This is a genomic window from Opitutus sp. sgz309028 (genome assembly GCF_059821195.1).
Genome location: NZ_JCAMRR010000002.1, coordinates 834,391 through 849,234 on the forward strand (window position 1 = coordinate 834,391; position 14,844 = coordinate 849,234).

At 63.9% G+C, this 14,844-nt stretch carries 12 protein-coding genes; 5 read left to right on the top strand and 7 right to left on the bottom strand.

Going from position 1 to position 14,844, the window contains the following annotated elements; all coding sequences use genetic code 11:
- Positions 1-67: 67 nt before the first annotated feature.
- Complete coding sequence (coaE, locus tag AC6RV7_RS09260) at positions 68-652, bottom strand: dephospho-CoA kinase (protein WP_500093688.1); 585 nt, start codon at positions 650-652, stop codon at positions 68-70.
- Between the two features lie 203 nt (positions 653-855).
- On the opposite strand from coaE, the gene AC6RV7_RS09265 reads away from it, so the two are divergent.
- From AC6RV7_RS09265 to AC6RV7_RS09275, 3 genes are all read left to right on the top strand, one after another.
- On the top strand, positions 856-1,716 hold the full coding sequence (locus AC6RV7_RS09265) for a hypothetical protein (RefSeq protein ID WP_500093689.1): 861 nt from the start codon (positions 856-858) through the stop codon (positions 1,714-1,716).
- A 24-nt stretch (positions 1,717-1,740) separates the two neighbouring features.
- A complete protein-coding gene (locus tag AC6RV7_RS09270) occupies positions 1,741-3,276 on the top strand; it encodes a YifB family Mg chelatase-like AAA ATPase (RefSeq protein ID WP_500093690.1) in 1,536 nt (511 codons plus the stop codon).
- Positions 3,277-3,379: 103 nt separating this feature from the next.
- Positions 3,380-4,243 carry a hypothetical protein gene (locus AC6RV7_RS09275; RefSeq protein WP_500093691.1) on the top strand — a complete coding sequence of 288 codons (864 nt, stop codon included), beginning with the start codon at positions 3,380-3,382 and terminating at the stop codon, positions 4,241-4,243.
- A 19-nt stretch (positions 4,244-4,262) separates the two neighbouring features.
- Here the strand turns inward: AC6RV7_RS09275 and AC6RV7_RS09280 are convergent, their stop codons facing one another.
- Positions 4,263-4,925 (bottom strand): metallophosphoesterase, encoded by a 663-nt coding sequence (locus AC6RV7_RS09280; protein WP_500093692.1) that lies wholly within the window; start codon positions 4,923-4,925, stop codon positions 4,263-4,265.
- A 129-nt stretch (positions 4,926-5,054) separates the two neighbouring features.
- On the opposite strand from AC6RV7_RS09280, the gene AC6RV7_RS09285 reads away from it, so the two are divergent.
- Complete coding sequence (locus tag AC6RV7_RS09285; RefSeq protein ID WP_500093693.1) at positions 5,055-5,747, top strand: hypothetical protein; 693 nt, start codon at positions 5,055-5,057, stop codon at positions 5,745-5,747.
- A gap of 89 nt (positions 5,748-5,836) precedes the next feature.
- On the opposite strand, the gene ppk1 is transcribed toward AC6RV7_RS09285, so the two are convergent.
- The 5 genes from ppk1 to rho all read right to left on the bottom strand — a co-directional run bounded on the left by ppk1 (position 5,837) and on the right by rho (position 12,729).
- On the bottom strand, positions 5,837-7,993 hold the full coding sequence (gene ppk1 / locus AC6RV7_RS09290; RefSeq protein ID WP_500093694.1) for a polyphosphate kinase 1: 2,157 nt from the start codon (positions 7,991-7,993) through the stop codon (positions 5,837-5,839).
- Between the two features lie 202 nt (positions 7,994-8,195).
- Complete coding sequence (hisF, locus tag AC6RV7_RS09295; RefSeq protein ID WP_500093695.1) at positions 8,196-8,957, bottom strand: imidazole glycerol phosphate synthase subunit HisF; 762 nt, start codon at positions 8,955-8,957, stop codon at positions 8,196-8,198.
- A 22-nt stretch (positions 8,958-8,979) separates the two neighbouring features.
- The gene (locus AC6RV7_RS09300; RefSeq protein WP_500093696.1) at positions 8,980-9,405 is read right to left on the bottom strand and encodes a four helix bundle protein; all 426 of its coding nucleotides are present in this window, start codon (positions 9,403-9,405) and stop codon (positions 8,980-8,982) included.
- A 66-nt stretch (positions 9,406-9,471) separates the two neighbouring features.
- On the bottom strand, positions 9,472-11,232 hold the full coding sequence (locus AC6RV7_RS09305) for a hypothetical protein (RefSeq protein ID WP_500093697.1): 1,761 nt from the start codon (positions 11,230-11,232) through the stop codon (positions 9,472-9,474).
- A gap of 258 nt (positions 11,233-11,490) precedes the next feature.
- Positions 11,491-12,729 carry a transcription termination factor Rho gene (gene rho, locus AC6RV7_RS09310; protein ID WP_500093698.1) on the bottom strand — a complete coding sequence of 413 codons (1,239 nt, stop codon included), beginning with the start codon at positions 12,727-12,729 and terminating at the stop codon, positions 11,491-11,493.
- Between the two features lie 97 nt (positions 12,730-12,826).
- On the opposite strand from rho, the gene acs reads away from it, so the two are divergent.
- Positions 12,827-14,776, top strand: a complete 1,950-nt coding sequence (gene acs / locus AC6RV7_RS09315) for an acetate--CoA ligase (protein WP_500093699.1) — start codon at positions 12,827-12,829, stop codon at positions 14,774-14,776.
- The last annotated feature ends 68 nt before the right edge of the window (positions 14,777-14,844 follow it).

Consider the following 14,844-nt stretch of genomic DNA (forward strand, 5'->3'; position numbering starts at 1 on the left):
ATGCGAATAGAGAAAAGGAAAGGGCGCCCGTTCGGAGGCGGAGAAACCGGACCGCGGCTGGTGTTTCTCAGCGACCTGTCGACAGCGAGTCGATCAATCGGCTGACCTGGGCGGCGAGAAACTCAGGCTTGCCGTCGTTCCACAGGACGAAGTCGGCCGATTCGATTTTGTGCGCCAGTGGCAGTTGCTTGGAAATACGTTGCTCGGCGAGCGCGCGAGGGAGACCGCGCTGCTCCAGTCGAACGAGTTGCTGGAGCGGAGCAGAGGCGACGCATATCGTGAAATCAAACCAATTCTCCAGGCGCTTTTCGAAAAGGAGCGGCACTTCGACGGCCCAGCGCGCTTTCGGTTCCGCGGCAAAAGCAGCGCGCCAGAGGGCGAATAGCGGTGGATGCGTGAGTGCTTCGAGCCAGCGGAGTTCCGTTTCATGGGGAAACACCCGGGCGGCCAGTTCGGGGCGGTTCACGGATCCATCCGGCGCCAGGATCGCGTCGCCGTAGCGCTCGCGCAAAGCCTGAAGCACGGGCGGCTGTGTGAGCACCGCGTGACGAATGGTGGCGTCGGCGTCGAGCCGGCGAAATCCTTGGTGCTCGAAAAGCGCCGCGGCGGTGGATTTGCCGCAGCCGATGCCGCCTGTGAGTCCGAGAATCATGTGGAAACACAGTGCGGAAGCGCCGGCGCGCGAGGCGCAACGGGGCTGAGGGGAAGGGTGGTGGTCACGCGGAAGAGTCGACGGGCGATGGCCGGAAACCCAGCAGATTTCAGCTTGCGCAGGTAATTCGCAAATCCTTAATCGGCGCGGTCCGGTCGCCGCCCTGGCTGGATCACGGTCCTCGTTTTCCTCTTCAACCAAGCATGTTTCCGCGGGTCGACACCAAGAGCACTCCGGCTGTGGCTGCCTTGGTCGTCGACGGTTTCCAGCGTTCGTATCCGGCGGCGAATCCCGCGTGGTTGCAGCGCCTTTTTGCCGACGTCGACGCGCTCTTCGGCGGCCGCCATCCGGACTACGGCGCGGTGGATCTCCAGTATCACGATCTTGAACACACGCTGCAGGCGACGGTTTGCCTCGCGTCGTTGCTCGCGGGCTGCAGCCGGTCGGGCGACGGCCCGCGAATCACGGCGCGGCAGTTCGAACTCGCGATGGCGGGGGCGCTGCTGCACGACACGGGTTATTTGAAGCTGCGGTCGGATACGGCCGGCACCGGCGCGAAATACACGTTTTGCCACGTCCTGCGGAGCTGCGCCTTCGCGGTGTCGTATCTGCCGACGCTCGGCGCGACGGAGCTTGAGATCGGCGGTGTGCTCGGCGCGATCAACTGCACCGGTCCGACGAAACAGATCAGCCGGCTGCATTTCCGCGATCCGATCGAGCGCTTCATCGGCTGTGCGCTCGCGACGGCGGATTATCTCGGGCAGATGGCGGCGGCGGACTACCCCGACGAACTGGAGATCCTGTTCCACGAGTTCGCCGAGTCGGACAACTTCATCCACGTCGCGCCTGAGCGCCGGGCGTTCAAGTCCGCCCGCGAGCTGATCGAGCGCACGCCGGCATTCTGGCGGCAATTCGTGCTGCCGAAGCTGGAGAACGATTTCCAGGGCGTGCACCGTTTCCTCGCGGATCCCTATCCCCACGGGGCCAATCCATATGTGCAGGCGGTGGAGCGCAACATCGCCACAATCGAGAGCCGCATCGCGGCGTTCGCGCCGTCGGCCTGAACTGCGTCGGTAAATTGCGGATACATGCTCGCGACCATCGCTTCCGCCGCGCTGCAGGGCATCGACGCCGAGTTGGTGCACGTCGAGGTGAACACGGGTGAGGCGGGCGAACCGAAACTGATTCTGGTGGGTCTGCCGGACGCCGCGGTGAAGGAGTCGGACGACCGCGTGTTTTCCGCGTTGAGCAACAGCGGTTACAAGCCGCCGCGGACGCGGACGACGATCAATCTCGCGCCGGGTCATCTGCGGAAGGAGGGGCCGTTCTACGATCTGCCGATCGCGCTCGGCATCCTGGCGGCGACGCTGCAACTCCGCGCGGATTCGCTCGGCGAATGGATGATTGCGGGCGAGCTGAGCTTGTCCGGCGCGACGCGTCCCGTGCGCGGCGCGCTCGCCATGGCGCGGCTGGCGCGACGACTCGGCAAACGCGGTTTGCTTCTGCCGGGCGTGTCGGCCGAGGAGGCGGCCTGCGTCGAAGGCGTGGAGGTGTTTCGCGTCGATTCGCTCGACGCCGCGGCGCGATTCCTGAGCGGCGAGAAGAAACTGGCGCCGACGCCTTCGCGCCGCGGGGTCGCGGCTGCCGCCGCGAACGAGAGCGGGGTGGATTTTTCCGAAATCAAAGGCCAGCACGCGTTGCGCCGCGCGGTCGAGGTGGCGGTCGCGGGTGGACACAATTTGCTGATGATCGGACCGCCGGGCGCGGGAAAATCGATGGTGGCGAAACGGGTGCCGACGATCATGCCCGCGCCGGCGCTCGAGGAGCAGCTCGAGATCGTCAGCATTCACTCCGCGGCGGGCCGGACGTTGAGCGGCGAGCTCGCATGGGGCGCGCGGCCGTTTCGCAGTCCGCACCACACGATTTCCGATGTCGGCCTGCTCGGCGGCGGCTCGATTCCCGGTCCCGGCGAAATCTCGCTCGCGCATCACGGCGTGCTGTTTCTTGACGAGTTGCCGGAGTTCAAGCGTTCCGCGTTGGAGGTGCTCCGCCAGCCGCTGGAGGACGGCGATGTGACGATCTCGCGCAGCGCGGGCAAGGTGACGCTCCCGTGCGCGTTCATGTTGATCGCGGCGATGAACCCGTGTCCGTGCGGTTATCTGGGCGACACGAAGCACGAGTGCCGCTGTTCGCCGACGCAGATCCAGCGCTATCGCTCGCGCATCAGCGGGCCGCTGCTGGACCGCATCGACATTCACATCGAGGCGCCGGCGCTGACGCTGACGGAGTTGCGCTCGGAGAAGAACGGCGAACCCTCGGCCGCGATTCGCGAACGCGTCGAGGCGGCCCGGGCGCGACAGCGGAGGCGTTTCGCCGACGGGAAGACCAACGCCAACGCGCGCATGACGCAGGCGCAGATCCGGAGGCATTGCGCGGTGTCGGCTGAACTGGGCGATTTGCTCCAGCACGCGATGGAACAGCTGAGCCTGTCCGCGCGTGCTTACGATCGCGTGCTGAAAGTGGCGCGCACCATTGCGGATCTCGCGGACGCGGAAAGCATCGCGTCGAATCATCTGCTCGAGGCGATTCAATACCGCAGCCTCGATCGCAACGTGTTTTACTGAGTCGTTCCGGGCGGCAGCGCTGCGGCTTTCGGTTCGGCAAATGCATTTGCGGCGCGCGACCGGTGGTCTAGACTGCGAGTGGGATAAAACGATCCTGTCCCGCATGAAAGCTTCCGCTACCGTCGTCGTTCGTTGGAGCTGGCTGTTTTTCTGCAGCGTCGGTGTGGTCCCGTTGGCGTGGGCCGAAACTTTCCTCGGGCGCCTCTTCCCGCAACCGGAGCTGGAGGCGGTCACTGTTACGGATGTAACCCCCGCGGGCCGGGAGCGGGGCGACGCTTCGCCGTCGCATCCGCTTTATTTCGCGGCGATCAGTGGCGGGTATCGCGACTTCGGCGCGATCAAGGCGGGCGAGAAACCGCTCGATCGCCGCGTGGCCGACGACACGGTGCTGAAGGTGCTCGCGAAGCGCGGGTATTTTCCCGCCGGCCCGGACCGCCGGCCCGACCTCATCCTGGCGTGGCATTGGGGCACGTTCAACACGCACTATTTTCTCGCCCCGAATGGCTTCACGTATCGCGGCTATCGCCGGGCGAAATTAAACTTCCTCGGCGGCTACAAGGTCGGCTTGCCCGACGCGCGCGATATGGCGTTTCCCGAGCAGGCGCTCGCGAACGGGTTGTCGTTTCAAAGCAGCGACGCGTCGCTCCTGCAGTCGATCGCGGACGACGATCTATATGTCGCGGTGATCACGGCCTTCGCCCCCCAGCTCACGGACGCCGGGCGGCCGGTGATGTTGTGGAGAACTCGCGTCAGTTGTCCGGCGACCGGCTTCTGGCTGCCGGAGGCGTTTCCGTCGATGCTGGCGATCGCCGCGCCCTACATCGGGCGCGAAACGGAAAAACCGGTGCGCATTCGTGCGAGCGAGCGCTTCCGGCCTGAAGTGAATTTCGGCGAGCTGCAACTCGTGGAATACCTCAAGAGCCAGGCTGCGCCTCCTGTCGTGGTGCAGGCCGGACGTTCGCGTTGAGCCAAGTCCGTGCGACAGTTCACCCGCTGTAATATTTCTCGTGGGCCTCGACCTGCACGATCTTGCGCTCCGGTAGAATGCAGGCGGTCAGGCGGCCGCCCATGACGCAGCTGGTGTCGATCCCGAGCGACCATTTCTGGGGATAGATTTTCGGGCGCGACGTGTGGCCGTAAATCACGAACGGCGGGCCCTCCCAGAGCGTTGACCAGTGCGGGCTGTGCGGGGCTTCGGAACGTTTCCGCGGGTTGCCGTCCTTGTCGATGTTCTGCACGCGGGTGACGATGCGCGCGGGCTGGCGCCGCCACGGAAGATTTGGCAGGAAACCGCCGTGCACGAGCACGATGCCGTGCCGCCGGTCGTAATACGTGAGCGGCATCGCATTCATGTAGGACCAGTCGCGCGCGCTGAGCTGTTTGAGCACCTCGTAGTCGCTTTTCTTCAGATGCGTCGGGTCGCCCGTCTTGCGGTAATTGAGCAGGCGAAGCTCGTGATTGCCGAGCAGCGAGAGCATGGCGTGCTTGCGGGCGAGAGCGATCACGCGCGCGCTCTCGGGGCCGCGGTTGATCAGGTCGCCGAGGAGAATCACGCGATCATGCGGCTCCAGCCGGAGCTTGTTGAGCAATTCCTCGAATTCGCGGGCGCAGCCATGGATGTCGCCGATTGCGATGAGTCTGCCTTTCATGAGCGGGAGAGGAGGATTGCGGGAGCGAAGCCGACGCCGATTCGAGTCGTGCGGCGCGAGGGCTTAACGCGCGAGATTTTTCTGTTCATTTCCTTTGAGTTCGCTTTCCCCGAAGCTAAACACACGCCCATGGAATTGACGCTTCATCCGCTCGCGAAAATCTGCCGGGTCACGGGCCGTGCCTTCGAGGAAGGCGACCGCGTGGTGTCGCGGTTGGTCCGCGAGGAGAGTGGCGAAATCGCGCGGCACGACGTGCTCGCGAGCGAGGAGGCGAATTACGCCCGGCCGGACTTTGTGTTTTGCACGTGGACGCTCGCGTTCAAGACGAAGCGGACGGAGGAAAATCCCGATCGGGCGATGAAGCTGACCGCGGAGAATCTGTTTGTGACGCTGGCGGATCCGACGGCGGAGCCGAACGAGGAAAACACGCCGCTGCTGCAATTTCTCGCGTTGATGCTCGAGCGCAAAAAAATCCTGAAGCCGCGCGGAAAAACGCCGGACGGCGCGCGTCAAATTTTCGAGCACGCGAAGAGTCGTCAGATCTACGAGATCCCCGCGGGCACGTTGGACGCGGCGTTTTTCGTGAAGATTCAAGGCCAGCTCGATCTGCTGGTTGGCGGGCCGAAGAAGAAGGCTGCGCCGGCGGACGCCGCTGCGACGGCCGTGCCAGCGCCGGACGTTGCGGCCACGGCTGAAGGCGGAGAGGCGGAGGCGGCGCCGGCGTCGGTCGAAGATGCACCGGCCGAGCAGGCTTCGACCGAACCGGAAGCCGCGGCGAGTCCGACTGAGGAATCGGCGACGACGCCCCCGGCGCAAAGCTGAGCGGCGCGCGGAGATTGGGAGCGCCGGGTCTGGCCGCGAAATTCGAGCGGCGGCGCCGCATGCGACGCGGCCGCGGAAGTCGCCCAACATCATCCGGCGGCGGCGGCGGGCGGGCTGCCGCGGAGAAGAGCGGCGGCCATGAAGAAACGCTGGGCCGAGAACGACGGTTCGTTGGCCGCGCGCGCCGGCGGCCGGTAGGAGGTATCGGGCTGGAGCTCGCGCGCGTCTTCGTTGTCGCGCAGTTCCGACGCGAGAATTTCGTCGACGAGCCGCTTGCGAAAGTCGGGGTCGTCGATCGGGAAGAGCGTTTCGACGCGGCGGAAAAAGTTGCGCGACATCCAGTCGGCGGAGCCGCAGTAGATGAGCGGCTGCCCGCCGTTCTCGAAGTAGTAGATGCGGGCGTGTTCGAGGAAGCGGCCGACGATATTGCGCAAGCGGATGTTCTCGCTGAGGCCTTTCACGCCGGGGACGAGGCAGCAGGTGGCGCGGACGATGAGGTCGATCTGCACGCCGGCTTGGGAAGCCGCGTAAAGGTTGTCGATCGTCACCTGGTCCACGAGCTTGTTCATCTTGGCGATTATGCGCGCGGGTTTGCCGGCGGCGGCATTCGCGGCTTCGTGGGCGATGAGTTCCTGGATCTTGGCGTGAAGATTGAAAGGCGCGACGAGCAGTCGCTTGAACTCGGGCGTGCGGCCGGCGCCAGTCAGCGTGTTGAAAAGTTGCGCGACCTCCTCGGTGATGGATTCGTTCGCGGTGAAGAAACTCAGGTCGGTGTAGAGCCGCGCCGTCTTCGGATTGTAATTGCCGGAGCCGAGGTGAACGTAACGTTTCAGCGCGCCGGCTTCGCGGCGGACGACGAGGCTGCATTTGCAGTGGGTCTTGTGGCCGATGAGACCGTAGACGACGTGGACGCCGGCTTCCTCCATCTGGCGCGCCCAGTGGATGTTGTTGGCCTCGTCGAAGCGCGCCTTCAGCTCGACGAGCGCGGTGACCTGTTTGCCGTTGTTGGAGGCGTCCATCAACGCGCGCACGATCGGCGAGTCGCCGCTGGTGCGGTAGAGCGTCTGCTTGATGGCGAAGACCTCGGGATCGCGCGCGGCCTGTTCGACGAAGTCGACCACCGGCATGAACGAGTCGTAAGGGTGGTGAAGCAGGATCTCGTGTTCGCGAATGGCGTCGAAGATTGACGGCTGCGTGCGAAGCCGCGGCAGGTCGGCGGGCGTGAAGGGCGGAAACTTGAGGTCGGGCCGGTCGACGAGATCGTAGAGGCTCATCAAGCGCAGGAGGTTGATCGGGGGAGCGACGCGAAAAGCGAACTCGCGCGGGAGGTTCAGGTGCGCGCAGAGCAACGTGAACACGTCCTCGTCGACGCCGTCCTCGATCTCGAGTCGCACGGTGGCGCCGCGGCGGAGATTGCGCAGCTCATCCTCGATCTTCTTCAGGAGATTTTCGACTTCCTCCTCGTCGATGTAGAGATCGCTGTTGCGCGTGATGCGGAACGCGTGCGCGGCGTTGACGCTATAGCCGGGAAACAGCGAGACCGCGCAGAGCTTGATGATTTCGCTGAGGAAAATGTAGCGCGCTGGACCGGGTGCATCGGGATCGAGCTGGACGATGCGCGGCAGGATGCGCGGGACGGGCAGGATCACGATGGTCTTCTCGATCTCGGGCGTCTCGGGATTGTCGAGCGAGAGCAGGACGTTGAGCGTCTTGTTGACGATCTGGGGAAACGGGTGCGACTGGTCGACGGCGAGCGGCGTGAGCACCGGCGAGACCTGCGTCTGGAAATAGTTTTTTACCCACGCGATTTCGCGTTCCGTGAGCTGCGGTGCGGTAGGGAAAACGAGGTTCTGCTGGGCGAGCGCGGGGACGAGTTGCTCGTGCCAGCAGCGATACTGGTCGTCGACGAGGGCGTTGGCGGCGCCGTGGATGCGTTTCAGCTGCTCGCGCGGAGAGAGGCCGTCGAGACTGATCTCGCCGGTGCCCGAGTCGGCCTGCTGGATCAGACCGGCGACGCGAATCTCGAAGAACTCGTCGAGATTGGAGCTGACGATCGCGAGGAACTTCACGCGCTCGAGGAGCGGGTTGGCTTCGTTCTGAGCCTGCTCGAGCACACGGCGGTTGAAGCTCAGCCAGCTCTGCTCGCGATTCGCGTAAACGGGGCGGTTGTCGTCCTGATTGCCGGTGCGGGGGATCGATTTGCCGGTGACGCCGGTGATGCGGTTGTATTTCTTAACGCGTTTCAAGACGTGGAATTGGGTTGGCGGCCAACGGCACCCTAGGCGCCGGTCGAGGCGAGCCCAGCGGGATCGGCGGGCGTCACGAAAATGTTACAGAACGCGCGCGAACGCAACGCGACCCGCGGTCGCAACGCAGGGCGCGCCGGCTCTTTTTGATCAATTCCGCTCGCGCCAAACGGGAGCGCGATCCGCGAAACGCTGCGCGAACTCAGGCGCGCACCGGCACGCCGCGGGTTTTCAGGTAATCTTTCACCTGCGGGATCGTGAGCGTGCCGAAATGGAAAAGGCTGGCGGCGAGAACGGCGCTGGCGTGGCCGGTTGCGAGCACATCGGCGAAATGTGGCAGGGTGCCGGCGCCGCCGCTGGCGATCACGGGCACGCTCACGGCATCGCTCACGGCGCGCGTGAGCTCGATGTCGTAACCGTCGCCGGTGCCATCGCGGTCCATGCTGGTGAGAAGGATTTCGCCGGCGCCGAGCTCGACGGCACGGCGGGCCCAGTTGACGGCGTCGAGTTCCGTGGGATTGCGTCCGCCGTGGGTGTAGACGCGCCAGGATTTGCCGTCGGGTTCGCGCTTCGCGTCGATCGCGAGCACGATGCACTGGGTGCCGAAGCGGTTCGAGGCCTCGGCGATGAGCTGCGGATTTTTGATCGCGGCGGTGTTGAGGGAAACCTTGTCGGCGCCGGCTTTCAGCATCGCTTCGATGTCGGGGACGGTGCGCAATCCGCCGCCGACGGTGAGCGGCATGAAGCAGTGCTCGGCGGTCGCGGCGACGACGTCGTGCATGATTTTGCGCTCGTCGCTGGACGCGGTGATGTCGAGGAACACGAGCTCGTCGGCTCCCTGCGCATCGTAGGCGCGCGCGCAATCGACGGGATCGCCGGCATCACGAAGTTGCTGAAACTTCACGCCCTTGACGACGCGACCGGCGTTGACGTCAAGACAGGGAATGATGCGGCGGGAGAGCACGGGCTGAAACAGGTTTTGGGTTCTAGGTTTTAGGTTTTGGGTTCGCAGGCGTGTTTCGCGTGTCGAACTTGTGGCCGGTAAGGTGTGCGTTTCGCAGGTAAGTCATGAAACCCCCGATAAGTCGGGCAGTGGAGTCGGCAAGACGATAGGTTTCCTCGAACTGGGTCTCCGTGATGTAGTTTTCGTCCCGCGCGCAGTAGAGCTGGTCTTTTATTTCCGCGACCGAGCCCTTCGCGGTTGAAAGGAACTGGATGAGTTCTCGATTCCCGCCCCGCTCGAAACCCTCCGCGATGTTTGAGCCGGGTGAAATCGCGGCGCGTCGAATCTGGTCGACCAGCGCGAAGTCCGACGAGAACGGTTTCGTGCGAGTCAGAGCGTAGACAGCTTGCCGGAGCTTCCGGGCGGATTGCCACGCCTCGATATCTTCAAATCGCTGGATGGCGGCCATGTTTCGACCCTCGCGAGACGAAACCCAAAACTCAAAACCCAAAACTCCAAACCGCCAGCTCGACGCTTACGCGTCGAGCTGCGCCACGTCGGGCTCGAAATTCACGATCAGGCGGTAGACGTGGCCCGGGCGCATGATGAGCGGGTGGTCGCGCACGAGATACTGCAGATAGTGGATCTTGCCGTAATTGGTGCGGTAGGTAGGATCCGCACTCACGACTTCCGTCTCGCGCCAGGTGCCTTGGAAATCGTCCTTCGCCACCGTGCAGCGATGACCCTGCGCGCCGAGCGTGAACGAGCCGGGCAGGTGATACTTCGAATGCGGCGCCGCGATCGCGATCACGTAGCGGAATTTATCCAGCGTGACCTGCTGCTTCACCGTGTAGGCGAACTCGGCGGTGATCTTGTTGCCGGCGAAGGTCCACTGGACCTTCACGTTGCCGAGGTTCTTCACGATCTCTTCCTTCGTGTTGATGAGATCGGGCTGCTCGTAGCGGAAATAGAAGCTGTTGCGCAGGCCGAGACCCGTGACGCAGTTCTTGCCGTAGAAGGCCGGCAGCGTGACTTGTTCGCCGAAGGTCAGCTCGGGCAGCATCACGGGCAGGTAAACATTGTTCGGCCAGTCGAACACGCCCGGGCAGTGCGGGAAGGGCAGCGAATCCGAGGTCAGGCGCGTGCCGGAACTGATGAGCGGGATCTGCGCGTGCAGGCCGCTCTCGGCGTCGCGATAAAGGAAAAGGCCCTGCTCTTTGCGGTTGGCCTTGTCGAAGATGACAAAACGGCCGCTGGTTTTCGTCGGCTCGATCTTCGGCATGCCGCTCGGCATCGAGACGGTCTTGGCGAGACGCGACCATTGGCAGAGATAACGCGCGGCGTCAAAGTTCGCCATGCGCGTCGTGTGCTTCTCGTAAGCCGTGCGCTCGGTGTCGCGGAGATCGAGGTAGCCGTGCTCCTGGTCGAGATACGTGCCGTAGAAGAACAGGAACAGGCGACGGAGGATGTCGAAATATTTGACCTTCTGGTCATCGGGAATCCAGCCGTCGCGGAGACCCTGCAGGATCAAGCTGATCGGGTGCATCTGTCCGTAGGCGCCACCGGCGCGGCCGAACGCCCAGCCGAGGCCGTCCGCGCGGACGAGGTCCGGCATCATCTTGATGTATTTCTCGGCGTAAGTGCGCAGCGTCGGCAGCTTGCGGTCGCGCACGCCGCTGTTGGCGTGGAGCTGCAGCGCGGAACGCGTGAAGACGAACACCCAGACACCGTAGAGATTGAAATTACCGCCGAGGCCCTCGGTGGCGTCGTCGAAGAAACCGGCCGAGCTCGTCTGCCCGATGCGATCGCACATGCGCTCGATGAGGCGGGAAGTCTCGTCCTTCTTGGAAAGGCCGAAGCTGAAACGCGCGACCGCCTTGGCGATGTTGAAGGCCTGCCAGTGGTTGTCGTAGTCGCTGCGGTGAAGGAGGGCCTTGTCGATGCGCTCCTGCGTTTCCGGCACGAGGCGTTCCCAGACGGGATTGCGCTCTTTGGAGGGACCGAAGCAGAGGAGGCCAAGCGCGGCGTAGGCGAGGCCGTTTTCCGTCGCCGGTTCCGTGAACATCTGCGCCGTGATGCAACGGGCGGCGAGATCGATGAGGTCGAAACCTTTCAGCGTGGTTTCGCCGGTGGCGCGGTAGAATTCCCCGAGGGCGTGGGCGACGTGTCCGGGTTCGTCGGGACGGGATTGTTCTCCAGCGATGGGAAGAAGGGTGCCGTCAGCTTGGATCGAGTCGAGATTGTGGCCCAACATCGAACGGGCCATGTCGAGACATTGCTCGGAGAAACTGTGCATGCGGTTTGGCGAAGGTGCTAGAAGGTCAGGCGCGTCGCGCTAGAGAAGGAGATGAATCTCAGGAGAATCCGCAGGGGGGCAAGAGGGAAGTTCGGGAAAACCCCGCAAAGTGGATGGAGGAACGAGACGGGAGACGGCCACCTAGCGACGATGCATACCATTGGCTGCGCGGCGCGCCTCACTCGGGTATCATCCGCAAAAAAGCCGCGGCGAGAGCGCCGCGGCTGAAGGTTGAAAACAGGCCAAGAGTCGGAGCGATCAGCGCGCGATGAGCTTCAGGAATTCGGCGTTGGTCTTCGTCTTCGAGAGCCGCGCGATCATCGTCTCGGTGGCCTCCTCGATCTTCTGCTGCACGAGCGCGCGGCGGAAGAAATGGATGCCCTCGAGTGTCTTCGCGTCGATCAGCAGCTCCTCCTTGCGGGTGCCGCTGGCGGCAATGTTGATCGCCGGCCACAGGCGCATCTCGGCGCATTTGCGGTCGAGCACGAGCTCCATGTTGCCGGTGCCTTTGAACTCCTGAAAGATCACGTCGTCCATGCGGCTGCCGGTTTCGACGAGCACCGACGCGACGATCGTGAGCGAACCGGCTTCCTCGGTGCGACGCGCGGTCGCGAAGAGTTGGCGGGGTTTTTCCAGCGCGCGGACATCGAGACCGCCGGAGCCGGTGCGGCCGGAATTGCGCGCGGTGTTGTGCGCGCGGGAAAGACGCGTGATCGAATCGACGAACAACACGACGTCACGGCCGGTTTCGACGAGGCGCTTTGCGCGCTCGATGCAAAGGTCGGCGATGCGGATATGATTTTCGATCTGCTCGTCGTTGGACGAAGCCCAGATCTCCGCGCCAGTGACGCTGCGTTTGAAATCGGTGACTTCCTCGGGACGTTCGTCGACGAGGAGGATCATGACGAAGCACTCCGGATTGTTCTCCAAAACGCCCAGCGCCATGTCGCGCAGCAGCGTGGTCTTGCCGGTGCGCGGCGGCGCGACGATGAGGCCGCGGGTGCCTTTGCCGATCGGGCAGAACAGATCGACCGCGCGCGTCGTCATGCGGCCGTCCTCCATTTCCATTTTCAGGTGCTGGTTCGGCGAGATCGTCGTCAGCGTGGTGAACTCGAATTTGCCGCGGCGTTCTTCAAGTGGGAGGCCGTCGACGGTCTCGATGAAGCGCATCTTCGGATTCGGGAAACGTCCATCGGGGGGAAACGCCGTGCCACCGATGATGGAGCCGGCGCGGAGCTTGAAACGGCGGATGAGCTCCTTCGGCACGAAAGGATCGGTGGGCCGGCGCTTGCCGCCTTTGCTGATGTCGATCAGCTGGCCGTTGCCTCCACGCTGCGTGTCGATGTCGAGGATGCCTTCGACGCGGATCGTCTCGACAGCCGGAGTCGCCACCGCCGTGGCGGGGGAGGAGCCGCCGTTTTCAGCGGCAGAAGATTGGGGCGCGGCGGTAGACGGCGCGGGGTTGTCCGCGGGGGCGGACGCAGTTTTCTTTTCCATACGCAAGAGGTTCGAAGCACCCGCGCTTGACGCTTCAAACTCATGTCGGGATAAGAGCCGCGAGTTGCGTCCCTAACCCCTTAAATCCGCACACACAGTGACAGATCAGACGATTACCTCAGTTTCCCGGGAACACCGGTTATTCAGGCCTTCGGCCGAGTTCAAAGCCCAAGCTAATCTTGGGAGCGATGCCGTTTACAAAAAGCTCTACGCCGAGTCTGTCAACTCCCCAGAAACGTTCTGGGCGCGCCAGGCGAAGGAACACCTGGTGTGGCGCAAGCCCTTCCGCAAGGTCCTCGACTGGAAGCCTCCGCACGCGAAATGGTTCGTCGGCGGCAAGCTCAACGTCTCCGAAAACTGCCTCGACCGCCACCTCGGCACGCACCGCGAAAACAAGGCTGCGCTGATCTTCGAAGGCGAGCCGGGCGACGTTCGCACGATCACCTACAAGCAGCTTCATTTTCACGTCTGCCGCCTCGCGCACATCTTCGAAAACATGGGCATCGGCAAAGGCGATCGCGTCGCGATCTACATGCCGATGATCCCGGAAGCCGTGATGGCCATGCTCGCGTGCGCGCGCGTCGGCGCCATCCACACCGTGATTTTCGGCGGCTTCAGCCCCGAGGCGCTGAAGGACCGCATCAACGACTGCCAGGCCAAGCTCGTCATCACTGCCGACGGCGGCTGGCGCCGCGGCAAGGTCATCGAGCTCAAGGCGAATGTGGACAAGGCCCTCGAGGGCGCGCCCACCGTGCACACGGTCATGGTCGTGAAACGCTGCGGCAATCCGATCAACATGGTCGAGGGCCGCGACGTCTGGTGGAAGGACGCGTGGGTCGGCGCGCCGAATACGCACGCCGCGAAGGCGTTCGATTCCGAGCATCCGCTTTTCATTCTCTACACCAGCGGCTCGACCGGAAAACCGAAGGGCGTGATGCACACGAGCGCCGGCTATCTCCTGGGTTGCAAGCTGAGCTCGCACTACGTTTTCGATCTCAAGGACAACGACCGCTACTTCTGTTCCGCCGACATCGGCTGGATCACCGGTCACAGCTATGTCGTCTACGGCCTGATGGCCAACGGCGCCACCATCTTCATCTACGAGGGTGCGCCGAACCAGCCGGAGCCGGACCGCTTCTGGCAGATGATCGACCGCCACGGTATCACGATTCTGTATACGGCGCCGACCGCGATCCGCGCATTCATGCGCTGGGGCGACAACTACGTCCTCCGCCACCGGCTCGATTCTCTGCGCCTGCTCGGCTCCGTCGGCGAACCGATCAATCCCGAGGCGTGGATGTGGTATTACAAGATGATCGGCAAGAAACGCTGCCCGATCGTCGACACGTGGTGGCAGACCGAAACCGGCTGCATCATGATTTCGCCGCTGCCCGGCATCACGCCGCTCAAGCCCGGCTCGGGCACGCGCCCGTTCTTCGGCGTGCTCCCGAAGGTGGTCGACGAAAAAGGCCGCGAGGTTCCCCGCAACACCGGCGGCAAGCTCGTCATCGCCAAGCCGTGGCCTTCGATGCTGCGCACCCTGTGGGGCGATGACGAACGCTACCAGAAGGCCTACTGGAGCGAGTATCCAGGAATCTACTTCACCGGCGACGGCGCGCGGCAGGACAAGGACGGCTATTTCTGGATCGTCGGCCGCATCGACGACGTGCTCAACATCTCCGGTCACCGCATCGGCACCGCCGAGGTCGAGAGCGCGCTCGTGTCGCACCCCGCCGTGGCGGAAGCGGCCGCAGTCGGCCGCCCGGATGAATTGAAGGGCCAGGCGCTGGTCGTCTTCGTCACGTTGAAAACGGGGCAGACCGCCAGCGACGCGTTGAAGGAAGAGCTGCGCAATCACGTCGGCAAGGAGATCGGTTCGCTCGCCAAGCCGGATGTCATCCGCTTCGCCGCCGCGCTGCCCAAGACTCGCAGCGGAAAAATCATGCGCCGCATCCTCAAGGAGATCGCCGCCGGCGGCACCGTGAAAGGCGACACGACCACGCTGGAAGACTTCAGCGTCGTCGCGAGCTTGCAGGCGGAGGAATAAATCGCGCGGTAAATGATGTGGAGACCGACCGGCTCACGGTCGGTCTCCCCCGCGCACGCGAAAACGCG

What these genes read in the sequence shown, in the direction of transcription:
- AC6RV7_RS09265 (WP_500093689.1), top strand. Translation starts at nt 856, where the DNA reads ATGTTTCCGCGGGTCGACACCAAGAGCACTCCGGCTGTGGCTGCCTTG.
- AC6RV7_RS09300 (WP_500093696.1), bottom strand. Translation starts at nt 9,405, where the DNA reads ATGGCCGCCATCCAGCGATTTGAAGATATCGAGGCGTGGCAATCCGCC.
- AC6RV7_RS09305 (WP_500093697.1), bottom strand. Translation starts at nt 11,232, where the DNA reads ATGCACAGTTTCTCCGAGCAATGTCTCGACATGGCCCGTTCGATGTTG.
- rho (WP_500093698.1), bottom strand. Translation starts at nt 12,729, where the DNA reads ATGGAAAAGAAAACTGCGTCCGCCCCCGCGGACAACCCCGCGCCGTCT.
- AC6RV7_RS09275 (WP_500093691.1), top strand. Translation starts at nt 3,380, where the DNA reads ATGAAAGCTTCCGCTACCGTCGTCGTTCGTTGGAGCTGGCTGTTTTTC.
- AC6RV7_RS09285 (WP_500093693.1), top strand. Translation starts at nt 5,055, where the DNA reads ATGGAATTGACGCTTCATCCGCTCGCGAAAATCTGCCGGGTCACGGGC.
- coaE (WP_500093688.1), bottom strand. Translation starts at nt 652, where the DNA reads ATGATTCTCGGACTCACAGGCGGCATCGGCTGCGGCAAATCCACCGCC.
- AC6RV7_RS09280 (WP_500093692.1), bottom strand. Translation starts at nt 4,925, where the DNA reads ATGAAAGGCAGACTCATCGCAATCGGCGACATCCATGGCTGCGCCCGC.
- AC6RV7_RS09270 (WP_500093690.1), top strand. Translation starts at nt 1,741, where the DNA reads ATGCTCGCGACCATCGCTTCCGCCGCGCTGCAGGGCATCGACGCCGAG.